At 60.7% G+C, this 24,760-nt stretch carries 19 protein-coding genes and 2 tRNA genes; 11 read left to right on the forward strand and 10 right to left on the reverse strand.

Features of this window, described 5'->3' with window-relative positions:
- Positions 1–318: 318 nt before the first annotated feature.
- The 3 genes from galE (at position 319) to deoC (ending at position 3,027) form a co-directional block, all read left to right on the forward strand.
- A complete protein-coding gene (gene galE / locus K6U75_15085; GenBank protein MCL6476368.1) occupies positions 319–1,308 on the forward strand; it encodes a UDP-glucose 4-epimerase GalE in 990 nt (329 codons plus the stop codon).
- A 93-nt stretch (positions 1,309–1,401) separates the two neighbouring features.
- Positions 1,402–2,325 carry a sugar phosphate isomerase/epimerase gene (locus K6U75_15090; GenBank protein MCL6476369.1) on the forward strand — a complete coding sequence of 308 codons (924 nt, stop codon included), beginning with the start codon at positions 1,402–1,404 and terminating at the stop codon, positions 2,323–2,325.
- Positions 2,326–2,328: 3 nt separating this feature from the next.
- Positions 2,329–3,027 carry a deoxyribose-phosphate aldolase gene (gene deoC / locus K6U75_15095; GenBank protein ID MCL6476370.1) on the forward strand — a complete coding sequence of 233 codons (699 nt, stop codon included), beginning with the start codon at positions 2,329–2,331 and terminating at the stop codon, positions 3,025–3,027.
- Between the two features lie 95 nt (positions 3,028–3,122).
- On the opposite strand, the gene K6U75_15100 is transcribed toward deoC, so the two are convergent.
- Both K6U75_15100 and K6U75_15105 read right to left on the reverse strand, forming a co-directional pair.
- Positions 3,123–3,196 (reverse strand) — tRNA-Gly (locus K6U75_15100).
- Between the two features lie 5 nt (positions 3,197–3,201).
- Positions 3,202–3,278: transfer RNA gene (locus K6U75_15105), tRNA-Pro, on the reverse strand.
- A gap of 176 nt (positions 3,279–3,454) precedes the next feature.
- On the opposite strand from K6U75_15105, the gene K6U75_15110 reads away from it, so the two are divergent.
- The 3 genes from K6U75_15110 (at position 3,455) to K6U75_15120 (ending at position 6,995) form a co-directional block, all read left to right on the forward strand.
- Positions 3,455–4,291, forward strand: a complete 837-nt coding sequence (locus K6U75_15110) for a sugar phosphate isomerase/epimerase (protein ID MCL6476371.1) — start codon at positions 3,455–3,457, stop codon at positions 4,289–4,291.
- A 14-nt stretch (positions 4,292–4,305) separates the two neighbouring features.
- Positions 4,306–5,835: a xylulokinase gene (gene xylB, locus K6U75_15115; protein MCL6476372.1), complete on the forward strand. Its 1,530-nt coding sequence runs from the start codon at positions 4,306–4,308 to the stop codon at positions 5,833–5,835.
- Positions 5,836–5,945: 110 nt separating this feature from the next.
- On the forward strand, positions 5,946–6,995 hold the full coding sequence (locus K6U75_15120; GenBank protein MCL6476373.1) for a beta-lactamase family protein: 1,050 nt from the start codon (positions 5,946–5,948) through the stop codon (positions 6,993–6,995).
- Between the two features lie 289 nt (positions 6,996–7,284).
- Here K6U75_15120 and dnaN read toward each other — a convergent pair whose 3' ends face one another.
- The 3 genes from dnaN to K6U75_15135 are packed head-to-tail and all read right to left on the reverse strand — an operon-like array spanning position 7,285 to position 9,253.
- Entirely contained in the window at positions 7,285–8,403 is a 1,119-nt protein-coding gene (gene dnaN / locus K6U75_15125; GenBank protein ID MCL6476374.1) for a DNA polymerase III subunit beta, read from the reverse strand.
- 11 nt (positions 8,404–8,414) lie between these two features.
- Complete coding sequence (locus tag K6U75_15130; GenBank protein ID MCL6476375.1) at positions 8,415–8,714, reverse strand: zf-HC2 domain-containing protein; 300 nt, start codon at positions 8,712–8,714, stop codon at positions 8,415–8,417.
- On the reverse strand, positions 8,711–9,253 hold the full coding sequence (locus tag K6U75_15135; protein MCL6476376.1) for an RNA polymerase sigma factor: 543 nt from the start codon (positions 9,251–9,253) through the stop codon (positions 8,711–8,713). The genes K6U75_15130 and K6U75_15135 overlap by 4 nt, the downstream gene beginning before the upstream one ends.
- A 180-nt stretch (positions 9,254–9,433) precedes the next feature.
- Between K6U75_15135 and K6U75_15140 the strand changes: the two genes are divergently transcribed.
- Entirely contained in the window at positions 9,434–9,757 is a 324-nt protein-coding gene (locus K6U75_15140) for a hypothetical protein (protein ID MCL6476377.1), read from the forward strand.
- Positions 9,758–9,760: 3 nt separating this feature from the next.
- Here the strand turns inward: K6U75_15140 and K6U75_15145 are convergent, their stop codons facing one another.
- The 3 genes from K6U75_15145 to K6U75_15155 all read right to left on the reverse strand — a co-directional run bounded on the left by K6U75_15145 (position 9,761) and on the right by K6U75_15155 (position 13,990).
- Positions 9,761–10,672 carry a proline dehydrogenase family protein gene (locus tag K6U75_15145; protein MCL6476378.1) on the reverse strand — a complete coding sequence of 304 codons (912 nt, stop codon included), beginning with the start codon at positions 10,670–10,672 and terminating at the stop codon, positions 9,761–9,763.
- Positions 10,673–10,814: 142 nt separating this feature from the next.
- Positions 10,815–11,498 (reverse strand): PEP-CTERM sorting domain-containing protein, encoded by a 684-nt coding sequence (locus K6U75_15150; GenBank protein MCL6476379.1) that lies wholly within the window; start codon positions 11,496–11,498, stop codon positions 10,815–10,817.
- Positions 11,499–11,971: 473 nt separating this feature from the next.
- Complete coding sequence (locus K6U75_15155) at positions 11,972–13,990, reverse strand: hypothetical protein (protein ID MCL6476380.1); 2,019 nt, start codon at positions 13,988–13,990, stop codon at positions 11,972–11,974.
- 280 nt (positions 13,991–14,270) lie between these two features.
- On the opposite strand from K6U75_15155, the gene K6U75_15160 reads away from it, so the two are divergent.
- The 4 genes from K6U75_15160 to K6U75_15175 are packed head-to-tail and all read left to right on the forward strand — an operon-like array spanning position 14,271 to position 22,819.
- Positions 14,271–15,017, forward strand: coding sequence for a TIM barrel protein (locus K6U75_15160; GenBank protein MCL6476381.1), 747 nt, complete (start codon positions 14,271–14,273; stop codon positions 15,015–15,017).
- Between the two features lie 33 nt (positions 15,018–15,050).
- Complete coding sequence (locus K6U75_15165) at positions 15,051–18,749, forward strand: DUF6259 domain-containing protein (GenBank protein ID MCL6476382.1); 3,699 nt, start codon at positions 15,051–15,053, stop codon at positions 18,747–18,749.
- Positions 18,750–18,767: 18 nt separating this feature from the next.
- Positions 18,768–21,590 carry a beta-N-acetylhexosaminidase gene (locus K6U75_15170; protein MCL6476383.1) on the forward strand — a complete coding sequence of 941 codons (2,823 nt, stop codon included), beginning with the start codon at positions 18,768–18,770 and terminating at the stop codon, positions 21,588–21,590.
- The gene (locus K6U75_15175) at positions 21,587–22,819 is read left to right on the forward strand and encodes a hypothetical protein (GenBank protein ID MCL6476384.1); all 1,233 of its coding nucleotides are present in this window, start codon (positions 21,587–21,589) and stop codon (positions 22,817–22,819) included. Before K6U75_15170 ends, K6U75_15175 begins: the two co-directional genes overlap by 4 nt.
- A gap of 24 nt (positions 22,820–22,843) precedes the next feature.
- Here the strand turns inward: K6U75_15175 and K6U75_15180 are convergent, their stop codons facing one another.
- Both K6U75_15180 and K6U75_15185 read right to left on the reverse strand, forming a co-directional pair.
- Positions 22,844–23,497, reverse strand: coding sequence for a protein-L-isoaspartate(D-aspartate) O-methyltransferase (locus K6U75_15180; protein MCL6476385.1), 654 nt, complete (start codon positions 23,495–23,497; stop codon positions 22,844–22,846).
- Between the two features lie 48 nt (positions 23,498–23,545).
- Positions 23,546–24,559, reverse strand: a complete 1,014-nt coding sequence (locus K6U75_15185; GenBank protein MCL6476386.1) for a dihydrodipicolinate synthase family protein — start codon at positions 24,557–24,559, stop codon at positions 23,546–23,548.
- Positions 24,560–24,760 lie beyond the last annotated feature (201 nt).

A 24,760-nucleotide genomic window follows, 5' to 3' on the forward strand; every position in this document is an offset into this window, starting at 1 on the left:
CCACATACGCCTGCAACGTCCCCACCTGCGCCGGCGTGAACATCGGCTCCGCGACCACCACCGCGTCGCACGCGCACGGCTTCAACCGCACCTCCAACCCCGCGCCATCGCGCAGGCACTGCCGTAAACGCTCACGCCAACCTGCATCTGGACAGAGAAGCCAAACCACCGGCATGTCAGACACCTCGCCACAGAAGATGCTGAAACGAGTATAAAACCGCGCGAGCAGGTTGTCAAGCGAAGGCACCGCACGGGAGCGTCTGGCTCGTGTGTTATAATGATGAGGGCGCGAGGAAACACCCCACAGGAGGACGACGGATGATTTGCGTGATTGGCGGAGCTGGTTACATCGGCTCGCACTGTGTGAAAAGACTGCTCGAACGCGGCTACGAAGTCATCACTCTGGACAATCTGGAAGCAGGGCACCGGGCGGCTGTGGTTGGTGGTGATTTCGTGCAGGGCGATTATACGAGCAGGGAGGTTCTGGACGCACTGTTCACCAGCTACCCGATAGAATGTGTGATGCACTTTGCCGCCTATGCATCTGTTGCCGACAGCATGACCGACCCCGCGAAGTTCTACCGTCTGAACGTTGTCGGAGGCTACACGCTGCTGGAGGCGATGCGTGAACATCACGTCCCCTATCTCATCTTCTCCTCCAGCGCGGCTACCTATGGGGAACCTCAACAGATACCCATCCCCGAAGACCATCCGCAGCAGCCGACCAACGCTTACGGCGAGACCAAGCGCGCCTTCGAGCAGATGTTGCGGTGGTACGACATGGCATTCGGGCTGCGCTCGATCAGCCTGCGCTACTTCAACGCTGCCGGTGCCGACCCCGAGGGACAATTAGGCGAGGACCACCACCCCGAAACGCACCTGATACCGCTTGTGCTGCTGACCGCACTGGGCAAACACCCCGTGATCAGGATATTCGGCACGGACTATGACACCCCCGACGGCACTGCCATCCGCGACTATATCCATGTTACCGACCTTGCGGACGCCCACATTCTCGCCTATGAGGCGCTGAAACGCGGCGCGCCCACCACTGCCTACAATCTGGGCAACGGGTTGGGCTATTCGGTGCGCGAGGTCATCCGCACCGCCGAAGAGGTCGTCGGGCATCCTGTCCCGCAGGAAGAGGCTCCGCGCCGTGCGGGCGACCCCGCGCGGCTGGTGGCAAGTGCAGAGCGTGCCAGACGGGAACTGGGCTGGCGACCCCAGTACGCGGAACTGCATACCATCATCGAAACCGCGTGGCGGTGGCACTCTGCTCACCCGGATGGCTATGGCGACAGGGCATGACGGTTCTCCCCGCCATCGCTTTGCACCGGCGAAGGGTAACTCTTGCGACGGAAAGAATAGAAGATAGAGATGTGATGAAGGGAGGTGCGCCCCATGAAACTGGGGTTTGTCAGCGCGATATTACCCGACCTTTCTCTGCAAGAGGTCATGCAGTTCGCTGCCGAAGAGGGCTTTGATTGCGTGGAGATCATGTGCTGGCCCGTTGGTAAGGCGGAGAGACGCTATGCTGGCGTCACCCATATCGACGTGGCTACTTTAGACGATGCAAAAATCGCGGAAATCAAAGCACTCTGCGAGCGCACCGGCGTTTCTATCAGCGGTCTGGGCTATTACCCGAACGTGCTTTCCCCCAACCCGGAGGAAGCCAGCGCATGCCTTGAACACCTGAAGAAGGTGATCGCCGCGTCGGCGAAGCTGGGCATCGGGCTGGTGAACACCTTTATCGGGCGCGACTGGACGCGCTCGGTCGAAGACAACTGGGCGCGCTTTGTGGAGGTGTGGAAACCGCTGATCGGCTACGCCGAGAGCCTTGGCGTGCGCATCGGCATCGAGAACTGCCCCATGCTTTTCACACGCGACGAGTGGCCCGGCGGCAAGAATCTTGCCACCTCGCCCGCTATCTGGCGCAGGATGTTCGCAGAGATACCCAGTGACTACTTCGGACTGAACTTTGACCCGTCACACTTCGTCTGGCAGCAGATGGATTACCTGAAGCCCCTGCGCGAGTTCAGCCACAAACTGTTCCACATCCACGCGAAAGACGCGCGCGTTGACAGGCATCGGCTGGACGAGGTGGGCATCCTTGCCACGCCGCTGGAGTATCACGTGCCCAAGCTGCCCGGTCTGGGTGATGTGGACTGGGGCAAGTTCTTCTCGGTGCTCAGCGACGTCGGCTACGAGGGACCGGTGTGCATTGAAGTGGAGGACCGCGCCTACGAGAAAACGCTGGAAACGCGCAAGCACGCGTTGTGCCAGTCCGCACGATACCTGCGCCAGTTCATGAGTGGAGGGAGATAAGCCATGGACTACACCTATCGCGACATCGCCAAAATGATTGACCATTCCCTGCTGAACCCGGCACTGACCGATGCCGAGCTGGAAGCCGGTTGCTGGCTCGCGCGGGAGTATGATGTCGCCAGCGTATGCATCAAACCCTACTATCTGAAGCGATGTGCGGATCTGCTGGCAGGCAGCGAGGTTCTCCCCAGCACCACCATCGGGTTTCCACACGGCGGACATACCACCGCCATCAAAGTCGCCGAAGCGAAGCAGGCGCTGGACGACGGCGGCATCGAGCTGGACATGGTGGTGAACATCGGCAAGGTGCTGAGCGGCGACTGGAACTACGTGCGTGATGACATCCGCGCCGTCGTGGAGGTCACACATGAGCGCGGCGGCATCGTGAAAGTCATCTTCGAGAACTGTTACCTGCAGGACGAGCACAAGATCCGGCTGTGCGAAATATGCGCAGAGGTGGGCGCGGACTTTGTGAAGACCTCCACGGGCTTTGCGCCGGGCGGCGCCACCATCGAGGACCTGAAACTGATGCGCAAACACTCGCCACCGCACGTGCAGGTGAAGGCAGCTGGCGGCATTCGCACGCTGGACGCTTTGCTGGATGTGCGTGCCATCGGTGTGACCCGCGTGGGTGCCACACGCACGGTGGAGATTCTGGAAGAGTGCAAGCGCAGGCTGGAGGCAGGCAGTCGCGCAGATTAATACGGGCGGATTGTATCACTTGGTCATGCGGGTTCGCGTGTAGTTAACGTGGGCAGTGGAGCAGTGTTGTGAGAAGCCCAAAAACTGTCAGATTATGGAGCGGGGGACGGGAATCGAACCCGCACCGCCAGCTTGGAAGGCTGGAGCTCTGCCATTGAGCTACCCCCGCACCGCTGGTCGGGGTGACTGGACTCGAACCAGCGACCTCTTGGTCCCAAACCAAGCGCTCTACCAACCTGAGCTACACCCCGACCTCCGCGCTATTATTATAGTCCAAAACGGAGCGTACGTCAAGCCACACGCGGTCTATTCTTCCGCTGTCCAACCACAACCCTGACCAAAAAACGCGCACTTGCAGGAATCCTCCCGCCTGCTCCAGAAAGCGTACCGTAACCTTGTCAGCACAGAGGAAAGGAGTGTTCACAGCATGGAGATTGGCATACTGACCGCACCTTTTGGTGGAGAACCTCTGGAGGTTGTGGCAGCCTTCGCGGGCGAGCACGGCTTCGCTGCACTCGAAGTCGCTTCGGGACCGGGTTCCAAACATATCGACATCACGAACTTCACGCAGGCAGACGCCGACCGCGTCCTGGAACTGATGGAGCGACGTGCACTGCGCATCAGTAGTCTGGCGATGTACACCAATACCACGCCCGCTGACCCGCAGGAGCGTGCGAGGGTGATTGACCTTCTGAAAAAAGCGGTGGACGCTGCAAAGCTGCTGGGCGTCGACGTGGTGTGTACTCTGGGTGGGATGCCCGTGCCCGGCAAGGATAAATTCAAGACCATTCAGGAAGATTGCATGCAGGTCTTCCCGCCTGTGCTGGATTACGCGGGCGAGCGTGGTATCAAGATCGCACTGGAGAACTGGTACGCTACCAACATGCAGGGTCTGGAGCACTGGAAGTGCATGTTCGACGCCATTCCGCACGAGAACTTCGGCTTGAACTTTGACCCATCGCACCTGATATGGCAGGGCATCGACTACATCGCGGCGGTGCACCACTTCGGGAAACGTATCTTCCACACACACGCCAAAGACACCGAAATCCGCGAGGACAAACTGCGCTGGCTGGGTAATCAGGCACATGGCTGGTGGCGCTACGTGATTCCCGGCTTCGGCGCGGTGCGCTGGGGCGAATATATCGGCGCGCTGAGAGCCGTCGGCTACGATGGCGTGCTCTCCATCGAACATGAGGACAGCGCATTCGGACGCGAAGAGGGCTTCCTTGCCGGCAAGCGATACCTGAGCCAGTTCGTATAGGAGGGTACGTGACGATGGCATACCTGCTGGGCGTCGACGTGGGTACCAGCGGTACCAAGGCACTGCTCATCGACCAGAGCGGAAAGGTGGTTGCCCGTGCGGTCAGTGAGTACCCGCTGTATACCCCGAAGCCCCTGTGGGCAGAACAGGAACCCGCTGACTGGTGGCGAGCTACCTGCGAGAGCATCCGTGAAGTGCTGCGTCAGTCAGGCATCACCGGCGAAGAGGTGCAGGGCGTCGGTTTGTCCGGGCAGATGCACGGCTCGGTATTTCTCGATGAGAATAATCAGGTGATCCGCCCTGCCATCCTGTGGTGCGACCAGCGCACGGCGGCGGAGTGCGCGTGGATTACCGAAACGGTCGGGCGTGAGCGTGTGGTGGAGCTGACGTCTAACCCGGTTTTAACGGGCTTTCAGGCAGGCAAGATTATCTGGTTGCGCAATAACGAGCCAGAGGCGTACGCCCGTGTGCGCAGGGTGTTGTTGCCCAAAGACTACATCCGCTACCTGCTCACCGGTGAGTACGCGACAGAGGTCTCGGACGCCTCGGGCACGTCGCTGTTCAATGTGCGAAAGCGCCAGTGGGCAGACGAGGTGCTGGATGCCATCGGCATCCCGCGCGAGTGGATGCCCAAAGTGTACGAGTCGCCCGAAATCACCGGACGCATCACCGCCGAAGCGGCAGCAGCAACTGGACTGAAAGAGGGCACACCCGTTGTAGGCGGCGGCGGCGATCAGGCGGCGGGCGCGGTGGGCAACGGCATCGTGGAGACGGGCGTGGTATCGGTATCGGTGGGCACTTCGGGAGTGGTGTTCGCCTTTGCCGATGAGCCGGTGGTAGACCCCGGCTTGCGCACGCACACCTTCTGCCACGCGGTGCCCGGCAAGTGGCACGTGATGGGTGTGATGCTATCGGCGGGGGGAAGCCTGCGCTGGTGGCGCGATGCCTTCGCTACCGAGGAGAAGAGCGTCGCCTCCGCAATGGGAGTAGACCCCTACGAGCTGATTACCGCTGAGGCGGCACAGGCTCCGCTGGGCACGGAAGGCTTAATCTTCCTGCCTTACCTCACCGGCGAACGCACCCCGCACGCAGACCCACACGCGCGAGGCGTTTTCTTCGGTATCACCCTGCGCTCCGACCGAGCGCACTTCGCCCGCGCGATACTGGAGGGAGTGGCTTTTGGCTTGCGCGATTCGTTTGAAATCCTGAGTGAGATGGGCTTGCCGATTACGCAGGTACGGGCATCTGGCGGCGGAGCACGCAGTGCGGTGTGGCGGCAAATCCTCGCCGACGTATCGGGCTATGACCACGTGACCATCAACGTGGACGAAGGGCCGGCCTTTGGTGTGGCGCTACTGGCAGGTGTGGGCACGGGCGTGTGGAAGAGCGTTCCCGAAGCCTGCCATGCCACGATCGAGGTGGTCAGCAACACACCCACCAACCCTGATGCCCATCGTGCCTACGAGGCGTATTATGCACTCTACCGCAAGCTGTACCAGCACCTGAAGGCGGACTTCGCCGAGGTGGCGGGGTTGATGCAGTAGAACTCTGTCGATGCTTTGCCCGGTGAGTCACCGGGAACAGTGGGGGGCGGTTCGGATGTAACGCCCCCCGTAATCTACTTCCGAATACATATCACGGCGGTGAAGATACAATGAACGACAGTGCGCGCTGGCAAAAGGTTCAGTTACTTCTGGAACAGGGTATCGCGACAAACATCTACTCCTGCTGTGTGGTAGCGGTGGGCGATTCGAAGTCGGTATGGCATACCGCCAGCGCGGGGCTGGCAGACCCAGAACAGGGAACACCCGCTGACAGCGGCACGCTGTTTGACCTCGCCTCGCTCACCAAGCCGGTAGCCTGCGCCTCCAGCGTGATGGCTCTGGTGGAAGAAGGGGTGCTGCAGCTGGAGGATCCGGTGTCGTCGCTGATCGGTGAGGCTCCAGCGTGGTTCAAGCGCATACGCCTGCGGCATCTGCTCACGCACACTTCGGGCTTGCCTGCCTGGAAGCCCTTCTACGAGCAGGCACAGGGCGATGGGCTCGTACAGGCGGTGCTACAAACGCCCCCTGCGCGCCTGCCAGAGGTAGACTACGAATACAGCGACCTGAACTATATCCTGCTGGGCGAGATTGTCCGTCGTACCTCCGGTAAAAGCCTCGCCGACTACGCGCGGGAGCGCATTTTCCTGCCCGCCGGAATGCTGGCAACCCTGTATAACCCGGGCGAGCACCTTCTGCCCCGCGTAGCAGTGACCGCAAACTGCCCCTGGCGCAAAGGACAGACCCTGGGCGGGCAGGTGCATGACGCTAACGCGTGGGCAATGGGCGGCGTGAGCGGGCACGCGGGACTGTTCTCCACCGCGAACGACCTCGCCCGCTTCTGCCAGATGCTGCTGCGGGGAGGCGACGGTGTGCTGGGAAGGATGACCATCGAGCAGATATTCCACAATCAGATACCGGGCATCGGTGGACAGAGCTTCGGCTGGTTCACCCACCCCAACGAACTGCTTCCCCGCGCCAATCTGCTTCCCGAAAGCTGTATCGGGCACTCGGGCTTCACAGGCACAGCAATCCTGCTGAATCGGCAGCCCGAGTTTTTCGTGGTGCTGCTGAGCAACCGCGTATACTGCGCCTACGAGGGAGAACGCTGGCTGCCCTATCGTCGGCAGATATTAAACGCCGTTAGCGCGGTCATCGGTTGAAGCGAGACGCCAGTTGCCCTCACCCCCTGCCCCTCTCCCGACGCTGCGGGAGAGGGGTGTTTGCCCTCACCCCAGCTCCTCCCCCGACGCTGCGGGAGAGGGGTGTTTGCCCTCACCCCAGCTCCTCCCCCGACGCCGCGGGAGAGGGGTGTCCTGCACTCCCCCTTCCCTCGCAGGGAAGGGGGCTGGGGGGTTAGGTGAACCGACGTTGCCCTCACCCCTGCCCCCTCTCCCGACGCTGCGGGAGAGGGGAGAGCTGGCAGCAGGCACGGCAGTTGCCTGTGTGTCGCTACGTCAATGCCATCGGCATCAGCACGCAAAGGTAGTTGTCCTGGTCTGCCGGGCGGATGACCGCCGGACGCAGCGACTCCGTGAGTTCCAGATGCACCCCTTCGGAGTCGATCACGCTCAGCACGTCGATCAGATAGCGCGCGTTGAATGCCACTGTGATGTCGTCGCCCTCGCGCACCACCTCTACCTCCTCGTGCGCCTTGCCCGATTGCCCGCTTTCCGCTTCGATAATCAGATACTCACCGTTCGTGCTGAGGATGACGCGGTTGCTGATATCGCGAGCCACGAGACTGGCGCGGCGCACGGCGCGCAGAAACTCTTCGGTCGTGAGCGTCAGCCGCTTCGTGTAGGTGGTGGGGATGACGCGCTGGTATGCCGGGAACTGCCCGTCGATCAGGCGGGTAATCAGGAAAGTGCGGCGAGGGTCATCCACCGGTCGGAAGGATGCCTGATTGCGCCCGATTTGCACCTCAACCTCGCCCTCGTAGTCGCCCACAATGCGCGCCAACTCGTTCATGGCACGCGCGGGTATCACTGCAGTGAGCGGTGTTTCCAGAGCATTTGTTCCCGCGAGGTGCGAGCGCACGGTTAACCGGTGTGTATCGGTCGCCACCATGCGCAGGGTGACGCCGTCGTATTCGACCAGCACGCCGGTCAGTATGGCACGGGTTTCCTCGGTGCTCACCGCGAAGATGGTCTGTTTAATCATCTCTTTGAGTGTATCGGCGGGCACGGCGAAGGAGGTGGCTTCGCTCACCTCGGGCAAAGAGGGATACTCCGCAGGCGACAGCCCCAGCAGCTTGTACTCTGACCGCTCGCAGCTGAGCAGCACAGCATGGGTAGCGTCATCGCTCAACTTGACCTCGGCATCGGGCAGAGACGACAACACCTCCTGCGTCAGCTTGGCAGGCGTCGTGGCATCGCCGGGCATCTCCACGGTGGCAGGCACGAAGCACTCGATGCCGATTTCGAGGTCAGTAGCGGTCAGTTTCAAACCGTCGCCATCGGCACTCAGATGAATGTGTTGCAGGATGGGCAGGGAGCTGCGTCCGCTTACCGCGTGCGCCACGGTCTGTACGCCCTCCAGCAGTTCTTTACGGGTGGTGATAACCTTCATGATGAACCTCCTCACTCCTCGAAGTCTTCGGGTAGCAACGGCAGAGAGAACGGCTCCTCCGGCTGGTGCACCTGTTGCAGATGCGGGAAGCGCTCCGCGATGTGGCGCAATACGCGCTCGCCGATCTGTTCCGACACCATCGGCGTCTCCACCCCCTGCCGGAGCAGCTGTCGTGCCTGCTCCAGCGAGCGCGCCTCATACGCGCAGGCAGGACAACGCAGCAGGTGTCTTTCGATGCGTTGCATCATGCTCTCGGTGAGCTCCTGGTCCATGTAGTTACCCAGTAGCTCGCGCACTTCGGTGCACTTCATGTCTCTTCCCCCCACTCTTCCGAGAGCGCGTCGCGCAGAGCCGTCCGGGCGCGGTATAACATGCCCTTCACGGAGGGCACGCTACGCCCTAATATTTGCGCCACCTCCTTCGCGGTGAACTCTTCCACATCGCACAACAGCAGCACCGTCTGATACTCCTCTGGCAACTGTTTCAGAGCCCGCTGCACCGCGACGCGCAGCTCAATCTCAGCGGTGTCTCCCCCCCACGCAGGCTCGCCTCCGTCTTCCAGTCGCAGCAGGCGAGGCTGTCGCAGGCGGTCGATACAACAGTTGCGTGCGATGCGAAACAACCAGGCTTTGAAGGTGCCCTCCGCACGATAGCCCATACATCCTTCGAAGGCGCGGAGAAACACTTCGGACAGCACCTCTTCGGCATCCGCACGGTTGCCCAGCAGGCGCGTGGCATACGCCAGCACGGCGTCGGCGTAGCGCCAGAACAGCGTTTCCACCGCCTGCATATCGCCCGCACGGAACCGCGCGACCAGTCGTGACTCTTCACTCTCTCTACCGTTTTCCATAACACAAGACGTATGGGAGGTTCAAAAAGCACCGCGGCGGGTGCAAATTCCTTGCAGATTGTAACCACCTTTGGACGTGGTGTCAAGGGTGTCACCGATACCCGTACTCTTGCGGTGCAGCATTTCTGCGCAAACTGCCGATAATGGGAGCGTACAAATACTTCGTGTGAGGGCAATTGTATGAGCAGCCATGAGACGCTCACCGAGCTGGTGGAGGTTTTGATCGACAAAACCCGTGACAAACGCCTGATGTGGGAGCCAGTTGGTGAAGCAGACACCTACGCCACCGTCATCGATGGCTCCTATACGTTGCGGGTGTATCGAGATGACGATGAGGTATGCCTGGTGTTGCGCGAGATGCACTCTCCCGAAGCGATTACCCTCTTCGCGCACAACCAGATTGACCACGAGCGACTGGAACTGCTCCATCGTGTAGTGCGTGAGAACGCGCTGCGCTACGATGAGAAAATCGCGCAGGTGGTGGAGATTTTGAAGGCGCTGTAGCATCTAGCGCAGCACGTGCCGCAAGAAGAAGAACAGGTTCGCAGGGCGCTCTGCCAGCCTTCGGGTGAAGTAGGGATACCACGCCTCCCCGTAGGGCACATACACGCGCATCTGGTAGCCCTGAGCCACCAGCTGCTCCTGCAGGTCGCGCCGGATGCCATACAGCATCTCGAACTCGAACCGCTGAGGCGGAATGTCGTTCTCGCGGGTGAAGGCAATGGCATCGCGGATGATGCTTTCGTCGTGCGTGGCAATGGCAGGGCGATGCCCGTGTAGCAGTAGATTCCGCATCAGGCGACGGTACGCCTCGTCCACCTGGCGGCGTTTGGGATAGGCGACGCTCGCAGGCTCCGCGTATGCCCCCTTGCACAATCGCACCGAAGCCCTGCATCCCACCAGCTGCTGGATGTCCGCCTCGCTGCGGTAGAGGTACGCCTGTATCACAACGCCCAGGTTGGGATACCGATCGTGCAGACTGTAGAAGAGGTCCAGCGTGCGTTGTGTGTATACACTGTTTTCCATATCGATGCGCACAAAGCCGCCAACATCTCCTGCCCGCTGGAGGATGCGTTCCAGGTTCTGTTTGCAGAAGGCTTCGTCGATATCCAGTCCCAGCTGCGTCAGCTTCAGCGATACCTGCACGTCCAGCCCTTGCTGAGCCATTGCTGGCAACACGCGAAGATATTCTTCGACGACCGATTCCGCCATCTGCCGGTCGCGCACGCTCTCTCCCAGATAGTCAATAGAGACGTTCATGCCCCGGGACCGCAGCTGGGAAGCGACGCGCAAGGCATCGGCAAGACATTCTCCGGCAACAAAACGGTCAACCAGTTTACGGAACGGTCGCCCACGGGTAATCCAGTGGCGTACCGGGGGCAAAGAGGCAACTTTCAACACAACGGCACGAGTGAGCATCCTTTCCCTCGGCAGGTGAAGTGTACACCTACAGTATACACTCGAAGGCGGGTGAAGACAATGTTGCCCCGCAGCGGGGGTGAGGGCAAAAATCAAGCCCCCTTTTCGGGGGCTTGATTCATCTGAGGAAATCCGTTGTGCCTTACGCGCGTCGACGACGCAATGCCATGCCAGCAAGTCCGACCACACCCGTAGCCAGCGCGAGCAGGCTACCGGGCTCCGGCACCGGTACCAGGTTCAGCGTGTAGCTACCGCCGGGGCGAGCTGCACTTCCATCGCCCTGAATCACGTACGAGGTGTAGGAAGCACCTGTGCCCGCGTCATGGATGACTACCGGGTAGGGGGAATCTCCCGGCATCAGTCCCGTGTTCTTCAGACTGATGTCGAAGACCTTCTTGCCAGCCGATACATCGATGCCGGTGAGGCTAGCGAAGACGATGCGCAACCCCCATGGGCGCGCCCCGCTCCCTCTCGCCCCTGCTAGAGCCTTAAAGGTTGGGCTGCCGAGGTCGGTCATAATGTTTGTGACCGCAGTGTCCAGTGTCCCATTCAGTTCGATCTCAAGGTCGAGGGGGGTTGCGGAGATGCCCATTCCGTTGGCGCGGTCCCAGCCCAACATGACCTCCAGCCCTTTGACCTGCACATCATGCTGGAACCACACGGAGAGGTTAATGACATCTCCCGGCGCCACCATTAGCTCGGTGAGGGGCGTGCTCTCACCCGCCTTGGAAATCCAGAACTGCAATGCACTGGCGGGGCTGAGGCTGAGCAGCGTCAGCGTCGCGGAAGCGACACCTGCTACGAGCCAGAAGCGTAGACCCTTCATACTCGCCTTCCATCTCCTTTCTTAGAGTGTTACTTGGATGGATTACCTGAGCCTATTGTAGCGCACCGGTACAGGTTTGTCAACAGGGAATCCTTAAACCCACCACAAAATTTTTCGTCCCGCCGTGGCCCTGCGATTTGCAACGAGTGCCGCAACTGCCGGCTCTCCTCTCCCTCAAATCAAACCATTACATGTACTGCATGTGCAAGGCGGACTTCCCTTCCCTCCTCGGGGTAGCAGGGTGCGCCTGCTCAGGCTCTCCATCCCATATATAATGCAAGATTCGTACCGTACAAAGGGTTTTGGGGGGTTTACGGGCAGAAATTTTCGAAAATTGTTTGGCGAGACGCCAATCCGCGTGGTTTTATAGGGCGCAGACAGGTAAAAAATCCCTCTGAACAAGCACTTTCACCATCCGCGCGCACCCTTCTTGCTGAAAACGTGCGAGCTACTGCATCGCCTGACATGCATCTCTAAAAGCCTGCTCCCCGTACTCCTATCACCGACTCCAGCAGTACCACAGTGCAGTAAACCACCACGTCGCCCAGAATCAACCCCAGGAAGAACGGGCGCAGTTTGCGGTACACGGGCATTCCTCCGTAGTGTTTCACCAGCGATGAAATCAGCCAACCGATAAACGCGCCGCCCCATATCTGCCCGCTCACGTTCTGGCTGCTGGCGATGACAAATCCCAGTGGTGAAATGCGCCACCATGTGAACTGCCGGTTCATCACCAGCAGGAACAACCCTATACCCGCCCCCACCATGGTCGCGCTCCATACTTCTCCCGAAGGAGGCTGACGGAATGCCATATCGCCCATCAGCCGCTGCAGGTGCTGAGGTACGTTCCACGAGAGGGGCCATGCGGCAAAGTTCACCGCCCCATACTGATACGACCACCACAGGATAAAGAAATACGCTCCCAGCAACGCCGCCAGCACTGAGAGAACCACTCCTGCCAGATGCACGCGTTGGGGCAAACGCGCCTCGTGGCGGAACTTCTCGTCGTTGAGGGCGAAGTACAGGAAGCTCATGTCCGCCCGTCCCACCAGTGCGTTTTGCGCGTTGAGCATCCACAAACCACCGTTGCTTTGCCACAGGCTTCCTGTTAGTCCGTGTATCAGCCGCTCAGGCACGTAGCCGTTATCCACCAGATACACGCCGCCCGACGCCACCATCCTGCCCAGCGCCAGCACAATCGCATACAGCACCAGCAAGAACAGCAGCACGGGTATCACGTTGCGCCCGGCAGCCAGTGCCCACAACAGCATTGCCCCATTTGCCGCAAGGAAACCCAGCACCGCCCCACGCGGCACCCGCGCACTGTCGTCACCACGCCATGCCTTCTTCACTTCACCCCACACTGGCAGTAACATACTGATGGACAGTACCACACACGCACCGAACTCCGTGTGGTGTATCCAGTCCATCGGGTTGAAGGTGGTGGTGCCCACAGGGGCGGCGGCGTTGTAGCCCATGAACGCAAACGCCAGCAGTTGCGCCTGATACAGCATGTGGAAGACCCAGATAGACGCCGCCACCTCACCGTTAATGAGGTAAGAGACGCCGATAACCAGCATCCACACCGGAAACACAAAGTCGCGCAGGGCATTCAGCGGCGCGGTCTGCCACCCCTCGCCGATGCGCCAGGTGATAATCTGCCCGATTTCGGGGATAGTGGGGAAATAGGAATGCATCTGCCCGATGCCGATCATGGTGCCCGGGATGAGGAACCCCAACCACAACAGCGGACTGCGCCAGAAGCGGTCGCCCTCACTGCCCGCCCCCATCATTTCCAACGGCAACTCCATCAGGGGGAAGGTTACACGCTCTTCCTCAATCCACCGGTGCGACAGTATGCGTGCCAGACAACCCATCGCACCCAGCAAAGCCAGCGCAAACACCGTCCACCCGAGCATCGGCACCACCCACGCACCCCATGGGATAGATTGCCCCGGCGCGAGCCCCTCGTAAAACGCCCGCACCGCTTCCCTGTCCCGCACCAGCAACCACGAGGGGATGGCATCGCCCAGTTGCTCAGCGTATGGAACCCCGCCGCGTCGGGGGTAATACTGTGGAGCCACTGCCAGCGTCACCAGCGTCTGCCCGATGGACGCCTGCGGTATCGCCGCCGAGATGAACAGCATCGAGAACACGATGCCCAGTTCCCACTTCTGCATTGCCCAGCTGGCGTGGATGCGCTTCAGGATGCCGTTCAGCACCACCGTCAGGAAAAAGAAGAACACCGCCCCACTCGGCAGAGAAGAGGCGGTGATATATCGCCGGTATATCAGGTTGGAGTGGGTGGTGAGAGCACACAGCATCAGCACCAGAGCCAAACCCCATACCACCGCACGTACTGCCCGCCAGTGAATGGAAACCGCAACCTTCTCCTCCGCCGCGTTGACGACATCCGCTTTGTGGAACACCTTTTCGCGGTACATGGATCTGCCCTTGCTGGACGCCCGTTTGCGTCTCGCGCTACGTTTCACCTCGTGGCGGGCATATCCCTTCCCACAGCATACACCGTCCCACTCCGCGTAAACAGCAATACAAGCGGTCCACCACTGCCCCCGCAGGATTCCTTCCTGCTTCTAACGAACCTGTTTGCAGAGTGCACGGGTTGAGGAGGTCAGAACAGTGGCAGAGCGTTCCGACAATCGCCTGACGCGACGCGAGTTCCTGAGGGAGGGTGCCCTGGTGGCAGCGAATCTGGCTCTAACGGCTTTACCCCATGTGTCCAGCGCACAGGAACAAACTCCCCCGCGCAAGCTGAAACAGGTGGTGACGTGGTGGCCGGTGAGCCGACTGCCCCTGAAGCAGGCTATCGCAGAGCTCAAGCGCATCGGCTTTCACGGTGTGGAGATGGCACCGCGCGAAACGTGGGACGAGATACGCGCCGCCGGATTGCGCATCGCCACGATAGTGGGGCACGCCTCGCTCACCGACGGACTGAACCGAAAGGAAAACCACAACCGCATCGAAGACGAACTCAAGCGGAATATCGACCTCGCCGCACAATACGATATCCCTGTGCTGATCTGTTTCTCCGGAAATCGACGGGGCATATCGGATGAAGAGGGCATTGCCAACTGTGCGGAGGGGCTGAAGCGCGTCGCACCCTACGCGGAACAGAAAGGCGTTACGCTCGCGATGGAGCTGTTGAACAGCAAGGTAGACCATCCGGATTACCAGTGCGACCGCACCTGGTGGGGTGTGGAGGTGTGCAAACGGGTGAACTCGCCGCGCGTGAAGCTGCTCTACGACATCTACCACATGCAGATTATGGAGGGCGACCTCATCCGCACCATCCGCGCCAACATCCAGTACATCGCACACTTCCACACGGCGGGCAACCCTGGACGGCGTGACCCCGACGAGACGCAGGAAATCTACTACCCCGCGGTCATGCGCGCCATCAAGGAGACCAGGTTCGATGGCTTCATCGGGCACGAGTTTGGTCCCAAGGGCGACCCCATTGAGGCTCTGCGCAAGGCTTATCAAATCTGCGATGTGTAAAGGTGCCGCGTGGCGCCCAAAGGAGGTGCACACGTGATCCGAAGGACGACGCAAATATCACCCGCTGCACCTGTCTGGCGACAGGAAAAAGACCGCTACATCGTTACCACAGGCACGTATGCGCTCGCGCTGAGCGTAGCCGACGGCTCTATTCTGTCGCTGATAGCCCGCGGAAGCCAGAAGCCCATCCTCCGCAGTGGTGAATATGGCTTGTGGCATCTTCGCTTCCGCAACGGGGATAAGCTATCTGCAACGAGCCTCTCTCCGCAAACGGAGATACGGGGTAACACGCTGTACCTGCGTTACAGCCATCCGCAGGCACTGGTAACGGTACAGGTCATCGCACAGGCGGAGTACATCGACTGGATGGGCGAGGTTAGCCCACATACGGAAACGGTGCTGGACTTCGCCCTTCCGGCACGCTGCCGGTTTGACCATACCCAGCTGGTGCGGCTGGTGTGCCCCATGGACGGCAATCAGTCGGTCGGTGCGGCGTTCACCGCAAGTTTCTTCGGACAACAGCCAGAAGACCGTCCGTCCGCATGGCGGCCAGCACCCGCAGGTCCAGATGGCTACATCCGCCTGTTCGGTGGTGCGCTCGTGCAGCGGGCGGACGACGACCCGCCGGTAGAGATAGAGCCTGCCGCACAGGCAAGCCGCTGGCTTCCTGAACGAGTCCTTGCTGGTATCAGCGGCGCACGCGCCATCGTGAACCGTCCCTCCCGTCGCGAGCATCTGGATGTGGTGCTCGTGGATTCGCCAAATGGCGTGTACTTCGGCGCACGGCAGATGGGTGCAGGTTACCTGTGGCGCGTGGGCGGGCGCGTGGAATCCGCGCAAAAAGGGATAGTCCGCTCGCTGGTAACGGGAGTTTTGGAGAAACTGGGCGTGCAGGGACGCATTGGGCTGATTGTGCTTACGAATGCCCCCCGCAGCGGAGGCTGGGCGGCAGTCACCATCAGCGAGTGGCAAGAGAGCCTTCAGGAACTGGAAGCCTCCAGCGGTGGACGGCTCCGGCTGCAGCAATTCCACTCCGTGCCGGAGCTGTTGCGAGCGCTGCGCGAAGGCTCATATCTCGCTGTCATCAACCCTTACGGAGAGTGGCTCCCTGCCCCTCCCAGGGGAGGCATCGAGGCAACACTGGAGTCCATACGCTACTTCGTGCAAAACGGCGGGCACTGGTTCGAGGTGGGAGGTTACCCATTCTTCTACGCTCTGCAGCCGGTACAATACTTCTCGATACGAGTGATTTATCCCCCCGCCTTTGCCGATTTCCTGCACTGGGAAACGCAGGCAGGCAACGTCTCCCTGTATCGGGTGCAGCCGCGCAACTGGCAACCCTGGGATCGCGAGCATCTTTTTATTCCCGGCTGGCTTGCCTGGGGCGGTGACGAAAATGGTGGCTATGCCGAGAGGGCGTTCGGCACTTATGTGCCCGCTGGAAGCAGCTGGCGCGCCCCCGTTGTGCGCGTGCATGTCGGTAAAACGGCGCAGCAGGCACTGCAGATGTATGCGAAAGCCAACGGCATCCACCGTCGCCTGTCGCAAAAGATGCGCCGCCCCTTGCTGGAACGGTTCAAACGCGCGGTGCTCGTCTACTATGCTGGTAACGCCAGCGAGAAACTGCAGGCACTGCCTCACCTGCCCGTGCCCAGCCTGATCCACTTCGCAGACTACCTGAAGGGCGGTTTCGACAAAGAGTATCCCGACCACCTTCCGCCCCATCCCGGCTTCGGCACAACGCAGGAGTTGGCCGCGTTCTTGCGCGAAGCCCGACGCAGAGGGCATCTGGTAATGCCCTACACCAACCCGACCTGGTGGTGCGATGACCCGAAAGGTCCCACCTTCCAGCGCGAAGGGGACGCACCACTCCTGCGCACGCTGGACGGACAGCTTTCGCGCGAGCGTTACGGGCAGAACGAGGGCTACACCATCTGCTTCTGGCATCCTGCTGTGCAGCGGGCGAATCGGCGTACCCGTCAGCAGTTTACCGAACAGTTCCCGGTGGACATTCTGTTCCAGGACCAGTGTGGCGCACGCGGCTGGCTATACGATACGAACCCCGTCTCTCCGTCGCCGTATGCCTATACCGAGGGACTGCTCAGCATGGTGGCGGAAGACAGTGCCGTTGTACCGCTTTCCACTGAGAGCGGCTGGGACCAGGTCGCGGAATACGAGTCTCAGCTGTGTGGCATGGCATGGTCGCTGATACCGACAGAGTATGCCCCCGATTGGCGCACACTGCTGCGGGAGCAGTTTCCTCCACACGCATGGGAGGTTTTCCCGCTCGCCCAGTTCCTTGCCCACGACAAAGCCGCGATGGTGATGCATGATTTGGGACAGTTCGTCACCAACCGCGAGGTGCTGGCATGGGTGCTGGGGTTGGGGTTTGGCATCAGCGCGCGCGTGAGCGCAACCGCCCTGTCCTGTGACAGCAGCCGAGAGTGGCTGCGCTGGCTCAGCCGACTCCAGCAGTCGGTCTGCGCACGCTATATCGGCGAGCCACTCCGCGCCTTTCGGCATGAGCGCATCGGTAAGGGAGAGGGCATCCTGCGGGCGGACTTTGGCAGGGTGCGGGTTGTTGCCAACCTGAACCCCCACCCACAGCAGGTTACCGTCGGGCGACAGGGGGTCTTTCTGGCATCCTTCGGCTACTACGCGGTGGGAGAGGGAATGCTCGCCGCGAACCTGCAGGCGGCTGGCAAGCGTGTGTTCGACGCAGAAGGCGTCTCTTTCGTGATAGAAAACCGCTCTTCCCACGCCGACCTGTGGGTTTACGCCCGGGCAGGAGAATCTCTCGCCGTGCCCTGGCAGGGCAGGCAACGCTCCACTCTGCGCCTGCACTGGGACAGTGGCGTGACCTTTCAAACAGCGGCACGGGACGGGACACTTTCCCTCACTACCCCAACTGCCCCGGCGCGGCAGCAGGTGGCGCCACCTGCTACGCTGGCAAAACGAGCACCACGCGACTGGATGCCGAAGCCCGCTATCGGTGTTCTGGACATGCCTGGTCTCTCTCCCGTGTGGAGCACAATCACGCCCGAAAAGTGGCTCCGCGCACTGCAAGCATCACGCCTGACGAAAGAATGGAAAGTCCCCGTTCGTGCCATTTCCAGCGCAGCTGAGCTCAACCGGGCACTGGACGCGGGCGTTACCCGCTGGTTCGCTATCGTGAATCCCTATGGGGAGGTATTTCCTGCCGAAGGGGGATGGGCGTCGATGCTGGAGCGCATCAAACGCTACGTGCAAAATGGGGGTATCTGGTGGGAGACAGCTGGCTACTCGTTTTTCATCGCAAGCTACCCACAGCGCGACGGCTGGAGGCAGGAAGTCGTCAGCACGAGAGGTATGGAAACACTGGGGCTACCAGTGGGCGGAGGTAGTGTAGAACAGCCCCCAGAGCCTCTGCTCGTTCCGGAAGAAGGACGGCGATGGCTCGGAGAGCGGTTATCGGAACAGGTTTCGGCACGGCGCAGTGTGGTCAACCGCGGCTTGCCACGCAGCCCCGATGCCCCACCCCATGTTGCCCTTGTCTCGGGACAGCGAGATGATTTCATTGGCGGCTACCGTCTGGGAGGCTGGGGCTGGTTGTGGCGCATCGGCGGTTTTTATCCCAATCCCGACGTGGCAATACCAGTAGTGGTAGCGGTACTGGAACGGCTGTACTCCCAACCGCCACCGCCGCCTCAGCGAGATACCGTCCGCCGCGTCTGGCACGCAACCATTACCTGACAACTGGAGGCAAAGAAGATGTACTCGTGGAGCAGAACGGTGTGGATTTTCTGGCTGATGGGTGTGCTTTGCCTTGCGGAAGCGCAGAGCGTCCAATCTCCATGGATACAGGTAACCTATCGCGGCACGAACGGCGCAGAGGTCAGGCTGGCAGGTATCAGCCTCATCCGCAAAACCTCCTTGCAATCCGCTACCCCCGATTGGAACACACCCTACTACTCCAGCGGCGGCACCGCTCCGTGCGTGCGGGCAGAATCTTCGCAAAGGCGTCTTGTGGCAGAGCATGGCAGGCTGGACTCGCCCTTCACTGCTACCGAAGAGTGGCGCCTGCTGGACGACTATACGTTACAGGTTACCGTGCGTTGCGCCATCACGCAGGATGTGCCTGCCATCGCCGAGTACTGCGTGGGCTACCTGCGGGCGCAGCCGCTGGTCGGCGCGACGTACACCGCAGAGACGCCGGACGGTATCCTCAGCGGGACCATCCCCGCCGTCGCCAGAACGGCAGACAGAGACGACAGCACCTTTGCGCGTAGATTCCGCAAGCTGACGTTGCAAACCCGCTTCGGCACGCTGGAAATCACCGCCGAAGGCGACAACCCCGACATCATCCTGTTTGACGGTCGCAAAAACTCTCAGGGCTGGGCACGAGAGGCTCCCACCCTGTGGCTGGGTTATCTGCAGTTCCCCCTGCAGAAAGGCTTACCGGTCACCCTGCGGGTTACCATACGCTTTACCCCCGTTGAACGGGTACAACCCGTTGAGCGCGTCGCGGTTGCTACCCGAATCGTGCCGATGAAAGATGCTGTCGGCGTGGAAGTACGCCCCGTGCTTTTGGTGCCCCAACCCAAACAGGTACAGTGGCGTGAAGGATTTCTGCCCCTCAACGCACGCACTCGCGTGGTGGCGATGGATAAAGCAAGCCTTTCTGCCGCCCAGTCCTTTGCAAATATGCTGCGAGACCGCTACGGGCTAACGCTACCCGTAGCCACGGGAATACCCTCGCGCCTGGACAACGCGGTGCTGTTCGGGTTGAGACCTTGCCTCTCCCGCCTTCCGAGAGCTTGGCAATCGTTGCTCAAGGTGCCTGAACAGAAGCAGGGCTATTCTCTGCTGGTAGGGGCGTCGGCGGCAGCAGTCCTCGGCAGCGATGAGCGAGGGGTGTTCTACGGCTCGCAAACACTGCAGCAATGCCTGCAGGCGCGTCCGGAGGGCGCCGCGTTGAGGAGAGTGCTGGTTATAGACTACCCATCCCTCCAGTTTCGTGGCGCGCATCTGTTCCTTGGCAACAACGCTTTGCCTTTCCACAAAAAGCTGATGGAGCGCATTTTCTCACACCTGAAGCTCAACGCGCTGGTGCTGGAGAGCGAGTACACCCGGTGGGACAGCGCGCCGGAAATCGCTGTGGACTTCTCGATGGACAAACGCGACCTGCGGCAGGTTATCGCCTTCGCCCAACAGCATCAGATGGAGGTCATCCCGCTGGTACAGTCGATGGGCCATTCCGAGTGGATTTTCCGCAACGGACAGAACCTGGACATCACCGAAGACCCCGAGAATCCACGCGCCTACTGCCCGCTGAACCCGCGCACCTACTCTTTCATCGATGCAGTATACGACGAGGCTCTGCAGCTCTTCGTACCGCGCTTCTTCCACATCGGGCACGACGAGGTGAACCTGTTCGGCAGGTTCCCCTACCACGAGGAATGCCAGCGGCGCGGGCTAACGCAGCTTTTCGTGGACGACGTACTGCACCATTACAACCGCTTCAAACAGCGTAACATCCGCACCATGATGTGGGGCGATATGTTACTGCATCGCAGCGAATCTGCGGACATGGCGGCGTTTGCCGAAAGCCCGGAAGAGGCGCAGCGCAGGCGAGAAATGCTGCCGAAGGACATCATCATCTGCGACTGGCACTACCAGCCGCGCCCTGCGGAGGAGTTCGTGCAGAAAAACCTGCGCGTGTTCCAGCAAGCGGGTTTCGAGGTGATTGCCACCACCTGGTACACGCCCATGAACATCTACAACTTCGCGAAGGCGGCGCAACAGGCAGGCATCCTGGGACTGTTGCAGAGTACGTGGGCAGGCTATAATATCAGCGAGGCAGTACTGAAGCCCGCGTTTCCCCAGTTCTCGGCGTTCGTGCTGGCAGCAGAATACGCGTGGAGCAACAGCAGTCCCCCGCCCGACCAGCTGCCCTACTCGCCCGACGACCTGTTCATGGATCTGTTTGAGCGTCGACCTCTAACCGCGCGCCCAAGAGCCGGCTTCGCGCTGGACATCTCCGAAGCCATGAACATCAGCGCAGCACAGACCAACACGCAGGGTTGGCTTGGACTGGGAGCGGAACACGACCTGCGCCAGCTGCCGCGCGGCGAACAGTCGCTGGGAGGGGTGCGGTTTCGCCTGTCACCGGACCCGGCGAAGCCGTCGGCTGTGGCCCTTGCCAGCTTCATGCTTCCCGCACAATCGTTGCCACGCATGGTACACCTGCCTGTCGGTCGCAGGGCGTCCGCGCTTTACTTCCTGCACGCCACCGGCTGGCAGGTCGACAGGAACAGGCTCGTGGGCAGATACCGCATCTGGTACACCGACAACACCAGCGAGGACATCCCGCTGGAGTACGGCGTGAACATCTGCGCATGGGATGACATCAGCCCGGCATATTTTGCCAAAGTGGTGTGGCGGGGGCAATGCGCGGATGGATCAACCGTCGCCCTGCGCGCTTTGCGCTGGGACAACCCGCACCCGCAAAAGACCATCGCTGCCATCGAGTTCAGAGTCACCGACGAGATGGCAACTCCCATTCTGTTCGCGGTTACCGGAGTGAACCCATGAACACACCTGAAGAGCAAATCGCCCATAGCACCGAGCAGTCGGTGCGCTTCGCACTGCATTGCCTGACGCCGTGTGACGGGCATCTGCGGGCAACATCCACCTTCGTCAACCCACAGGGCGAGCCGCAACTGTGGCACGACTTCGGTCCGCTGGAAGGTCCCGGCTGGGCGGCAAACAGCCTGGGTGGGGCATCGGTTCTGCTGCGCTACGGAACTATGTTCGGGCGAGAGGATTGCATCCGTGCAGGCAACGCTTTGATAGAGCATACTCTCGCTCACTTTGTGGACGTGCACGACCGCCTGCAGTGGCTCTACCGCGATGTGCGCCACGGAACGTTTTATCTGAACTTCAAGCATAACCGCGACTGGTTCTGCCCCGGCAGCGTGGCTCGAGTGGTACTGCAGATGCTGGAATGCGGGGAACGAACAGCCGTGCCCTCGCTGCAGAAAAAACTCCATGCCTGCGCCTGCACCACTGCTCGTTGGCTCAGCGCCGTTACCCCTGCCCTGCCCAATGGCTGGTTCCCGCGCCGAATCACCCTGCAGGGCGAGCCGTATCCTTTTGCCGCGGAAGGTGGTAACGATCCCATCTTTGACTGCAGCGGCGACGGCACACACTTTCTGTGGATGTGGACAGAACTCACGCGCAGGGGGCTGGCGGATTATCGTCCGCAACTGCAACGTGGGATAGAGGCTTTCCAGAAAGCGGGAGGTTTGTACGGCAGCGTGAACCACGACACCTATGACAGGCAGGAGAACGTCGCTTACGCCATCGCCTTTCGCACCTTTGTCCGCGCTGCAGACGTGTTGGGAGACCCCTCCCTGAAGTCATACGCGCTCCAGAAGATACTGCCTGGGCTGGAACGGTTCGTCATGCACGAGGACCGCAACGGTGTGGCAACCAAAGGGCTGCTATACATGGAGGACAGCTGGGACACCGCCTACCTGTGGGAGAACGCGGAAGCCGCTCTCGCCTATCTGGAAGCACACCGCCTCAGTGGAGAGCGACTTTACGAACAGCGTGCGCTGGACATTCTGACCGCTATCTCCAAACACCATTACGGCGAGTACGGCTTCCTCACCGAAGGCGTGGACTGGAACAACCATGTGGGTAAACAACATCACATCGGGCAGGCGGAACACGGCGCCATCGCCTACACGGAACCCCTGTTGAACAACCTGTACCATGTGGAGGCTTACTGCGAGTGGAAGAGCCACAGGGGACGGTGAGTGTTCCGCCGGGCGAACCTGTATCTATACAATCCCCTCCGGCTCCCATTCACCATCGGTCTCGGAGCGCCAGCCGTGTTTGCCGACAAGGGGTACGAACACACAATAGCCGTGCTCGGAGATATGCAGCTTGCCCTGCTCATCCTTTTCGGCAACCGTCAGCACCTGCTCGTAGCGATGCCCGACGGGTATGACCAGCCTGCCTCCGGGCGCAAGCTGTTCCACCAGCGGCTGCGGGATAAAGGGTGCGCCCGCCGTGACGATGATGCCGTCATACGGTGCCAGCGGTGGGTAGCCTTCCGTGCCATCGCCCACCACGAAAGTGATGTTACGGTAACCCAGCGATTCCAGCACCTCTCTGGCGCGCTGTGACAAACTCTCCTCGCGCTCCACAGTGACTACCTCGTTCGCCAGCTCCGCCAGAATCGCCGCCTGATAGCCGCTCCCCGTGCCGATTTCCAGCACCCGATGGGAAGGCGCAGGGTCCAGCAACTGCGTCATCAGCGCGACCATATACGGCTGCGAGATGGTTTGCCCCTCACCAATGGGCAGCGCATGGTCGGAATAGGCATCGTAAACCCGCTCCGGTGGAACAAACAGGTGCCTGGGAACCCGACGCATCGCCTCCAGCACGCGCGGATGCGTAATGCCTCGCGCCGCCAGCTGGTATTGCACCATGCGCTCGCGCGCCGCTTCGTGGTTATAACGCGTACTATCCCACGCCACTTACGCCACCTTCATGCGGGTGCGCTGCGCGTGACACAATCGGCGATACGTAGCAGTGAGCTGTCTCCACTCCCGTAACGCCTCCATCACGACCTCTTTGGGATAGGGTGGAGTTCCACTGCGGTCGTAAGGCTGGAACTTTGCCCCGTTTGCAATCATCACCTGCTTCCACAGCACGCACCCGTCCATCTCGCGCTTGATGGACTCCAGTTGCCAAACTGTCTCCTGCGCCCGACGCGCCCGAGCCATGTCGCCCTTGCGATAGTAGTAACCTACTGCCCACAACACCTCGGGCCACGACATGCACCCTCCCCCGATGACGCCACAGGCGCCCAGCTCGAGCGCACGCAGGTAAAAGCTTTCGTCGCCAGCGATGAGCGCGAAACCGCTACCCCGCACCACCTCTGCAATCGGAGCGAAGACCTCTTCTCTGTCGGTAGATAGCTTCAGCCCCACGATGCGAGGCAGAGTCACCAGACGCCGCATGAGATCGGCGGTCAAACAGTAGGCAGGGTTAGTACCACCCGGCTGATACAACACCAGCGGAAAACGGGTGGCGTCATGCACCGTCTTGAAATACTGCCAGACCACCTCCGCTGGCGGAACCCCCTCCGCTGGTAGCATATCCGGGATGATGAGCACCGCCGCGTCGGCACCTGCCTTTTGTGCGTAGTTCGTCAGTTCGATGCTCTGCTCGGTGTAGCGCTGTGGGTCGGGCCGTGCCCCTTTCTCCCTGCCGATGCACTCGCCCATCGCGCCAATCAACACACCCAACCCACGCTTGCGACAGGCGGGTACCAGCACATCGGTAAAGCGTCTGGTCTCTTCTATGGTGAAGGTGTACCACTTGCCCATACCGCTACGCCCAAAGATAGAGCGCACTGCACCGGTGTCCGCGAGGTAGTCTACCATTGCTCGCGTGCCCGCGAGGTCCAGATGTCCCGAAGCGTCCACCGGCGTCCAGAACGGCGCGATAATACCTGTGAGGAAATCGTAAGGTCTCCGCTCGCTCATCTGTCTTCTCCTCCCGCTTGTTGCATTCCGCATCAGCAGAAAGATTCCTGCTCGCCGCTGACCGTCTCCACCGACACACCCGCGTGGGTTGCTCACAGATTTTTTTCGGGAACAACCTTTAAATCCCTGTTGTTACCAATGGCGAGTCACATTTAATTCCCAGTTTGAAATGTCACATATCCAAACGCTTCGATGGTATCA

This window comes from Bacillota bacterium (assembly GCA_023511455.1).
Lineage (GTDB): Bacteria > Armatimonadota > HRBIN16 > HRBIN16 > HRBIN16 > HRBIN16.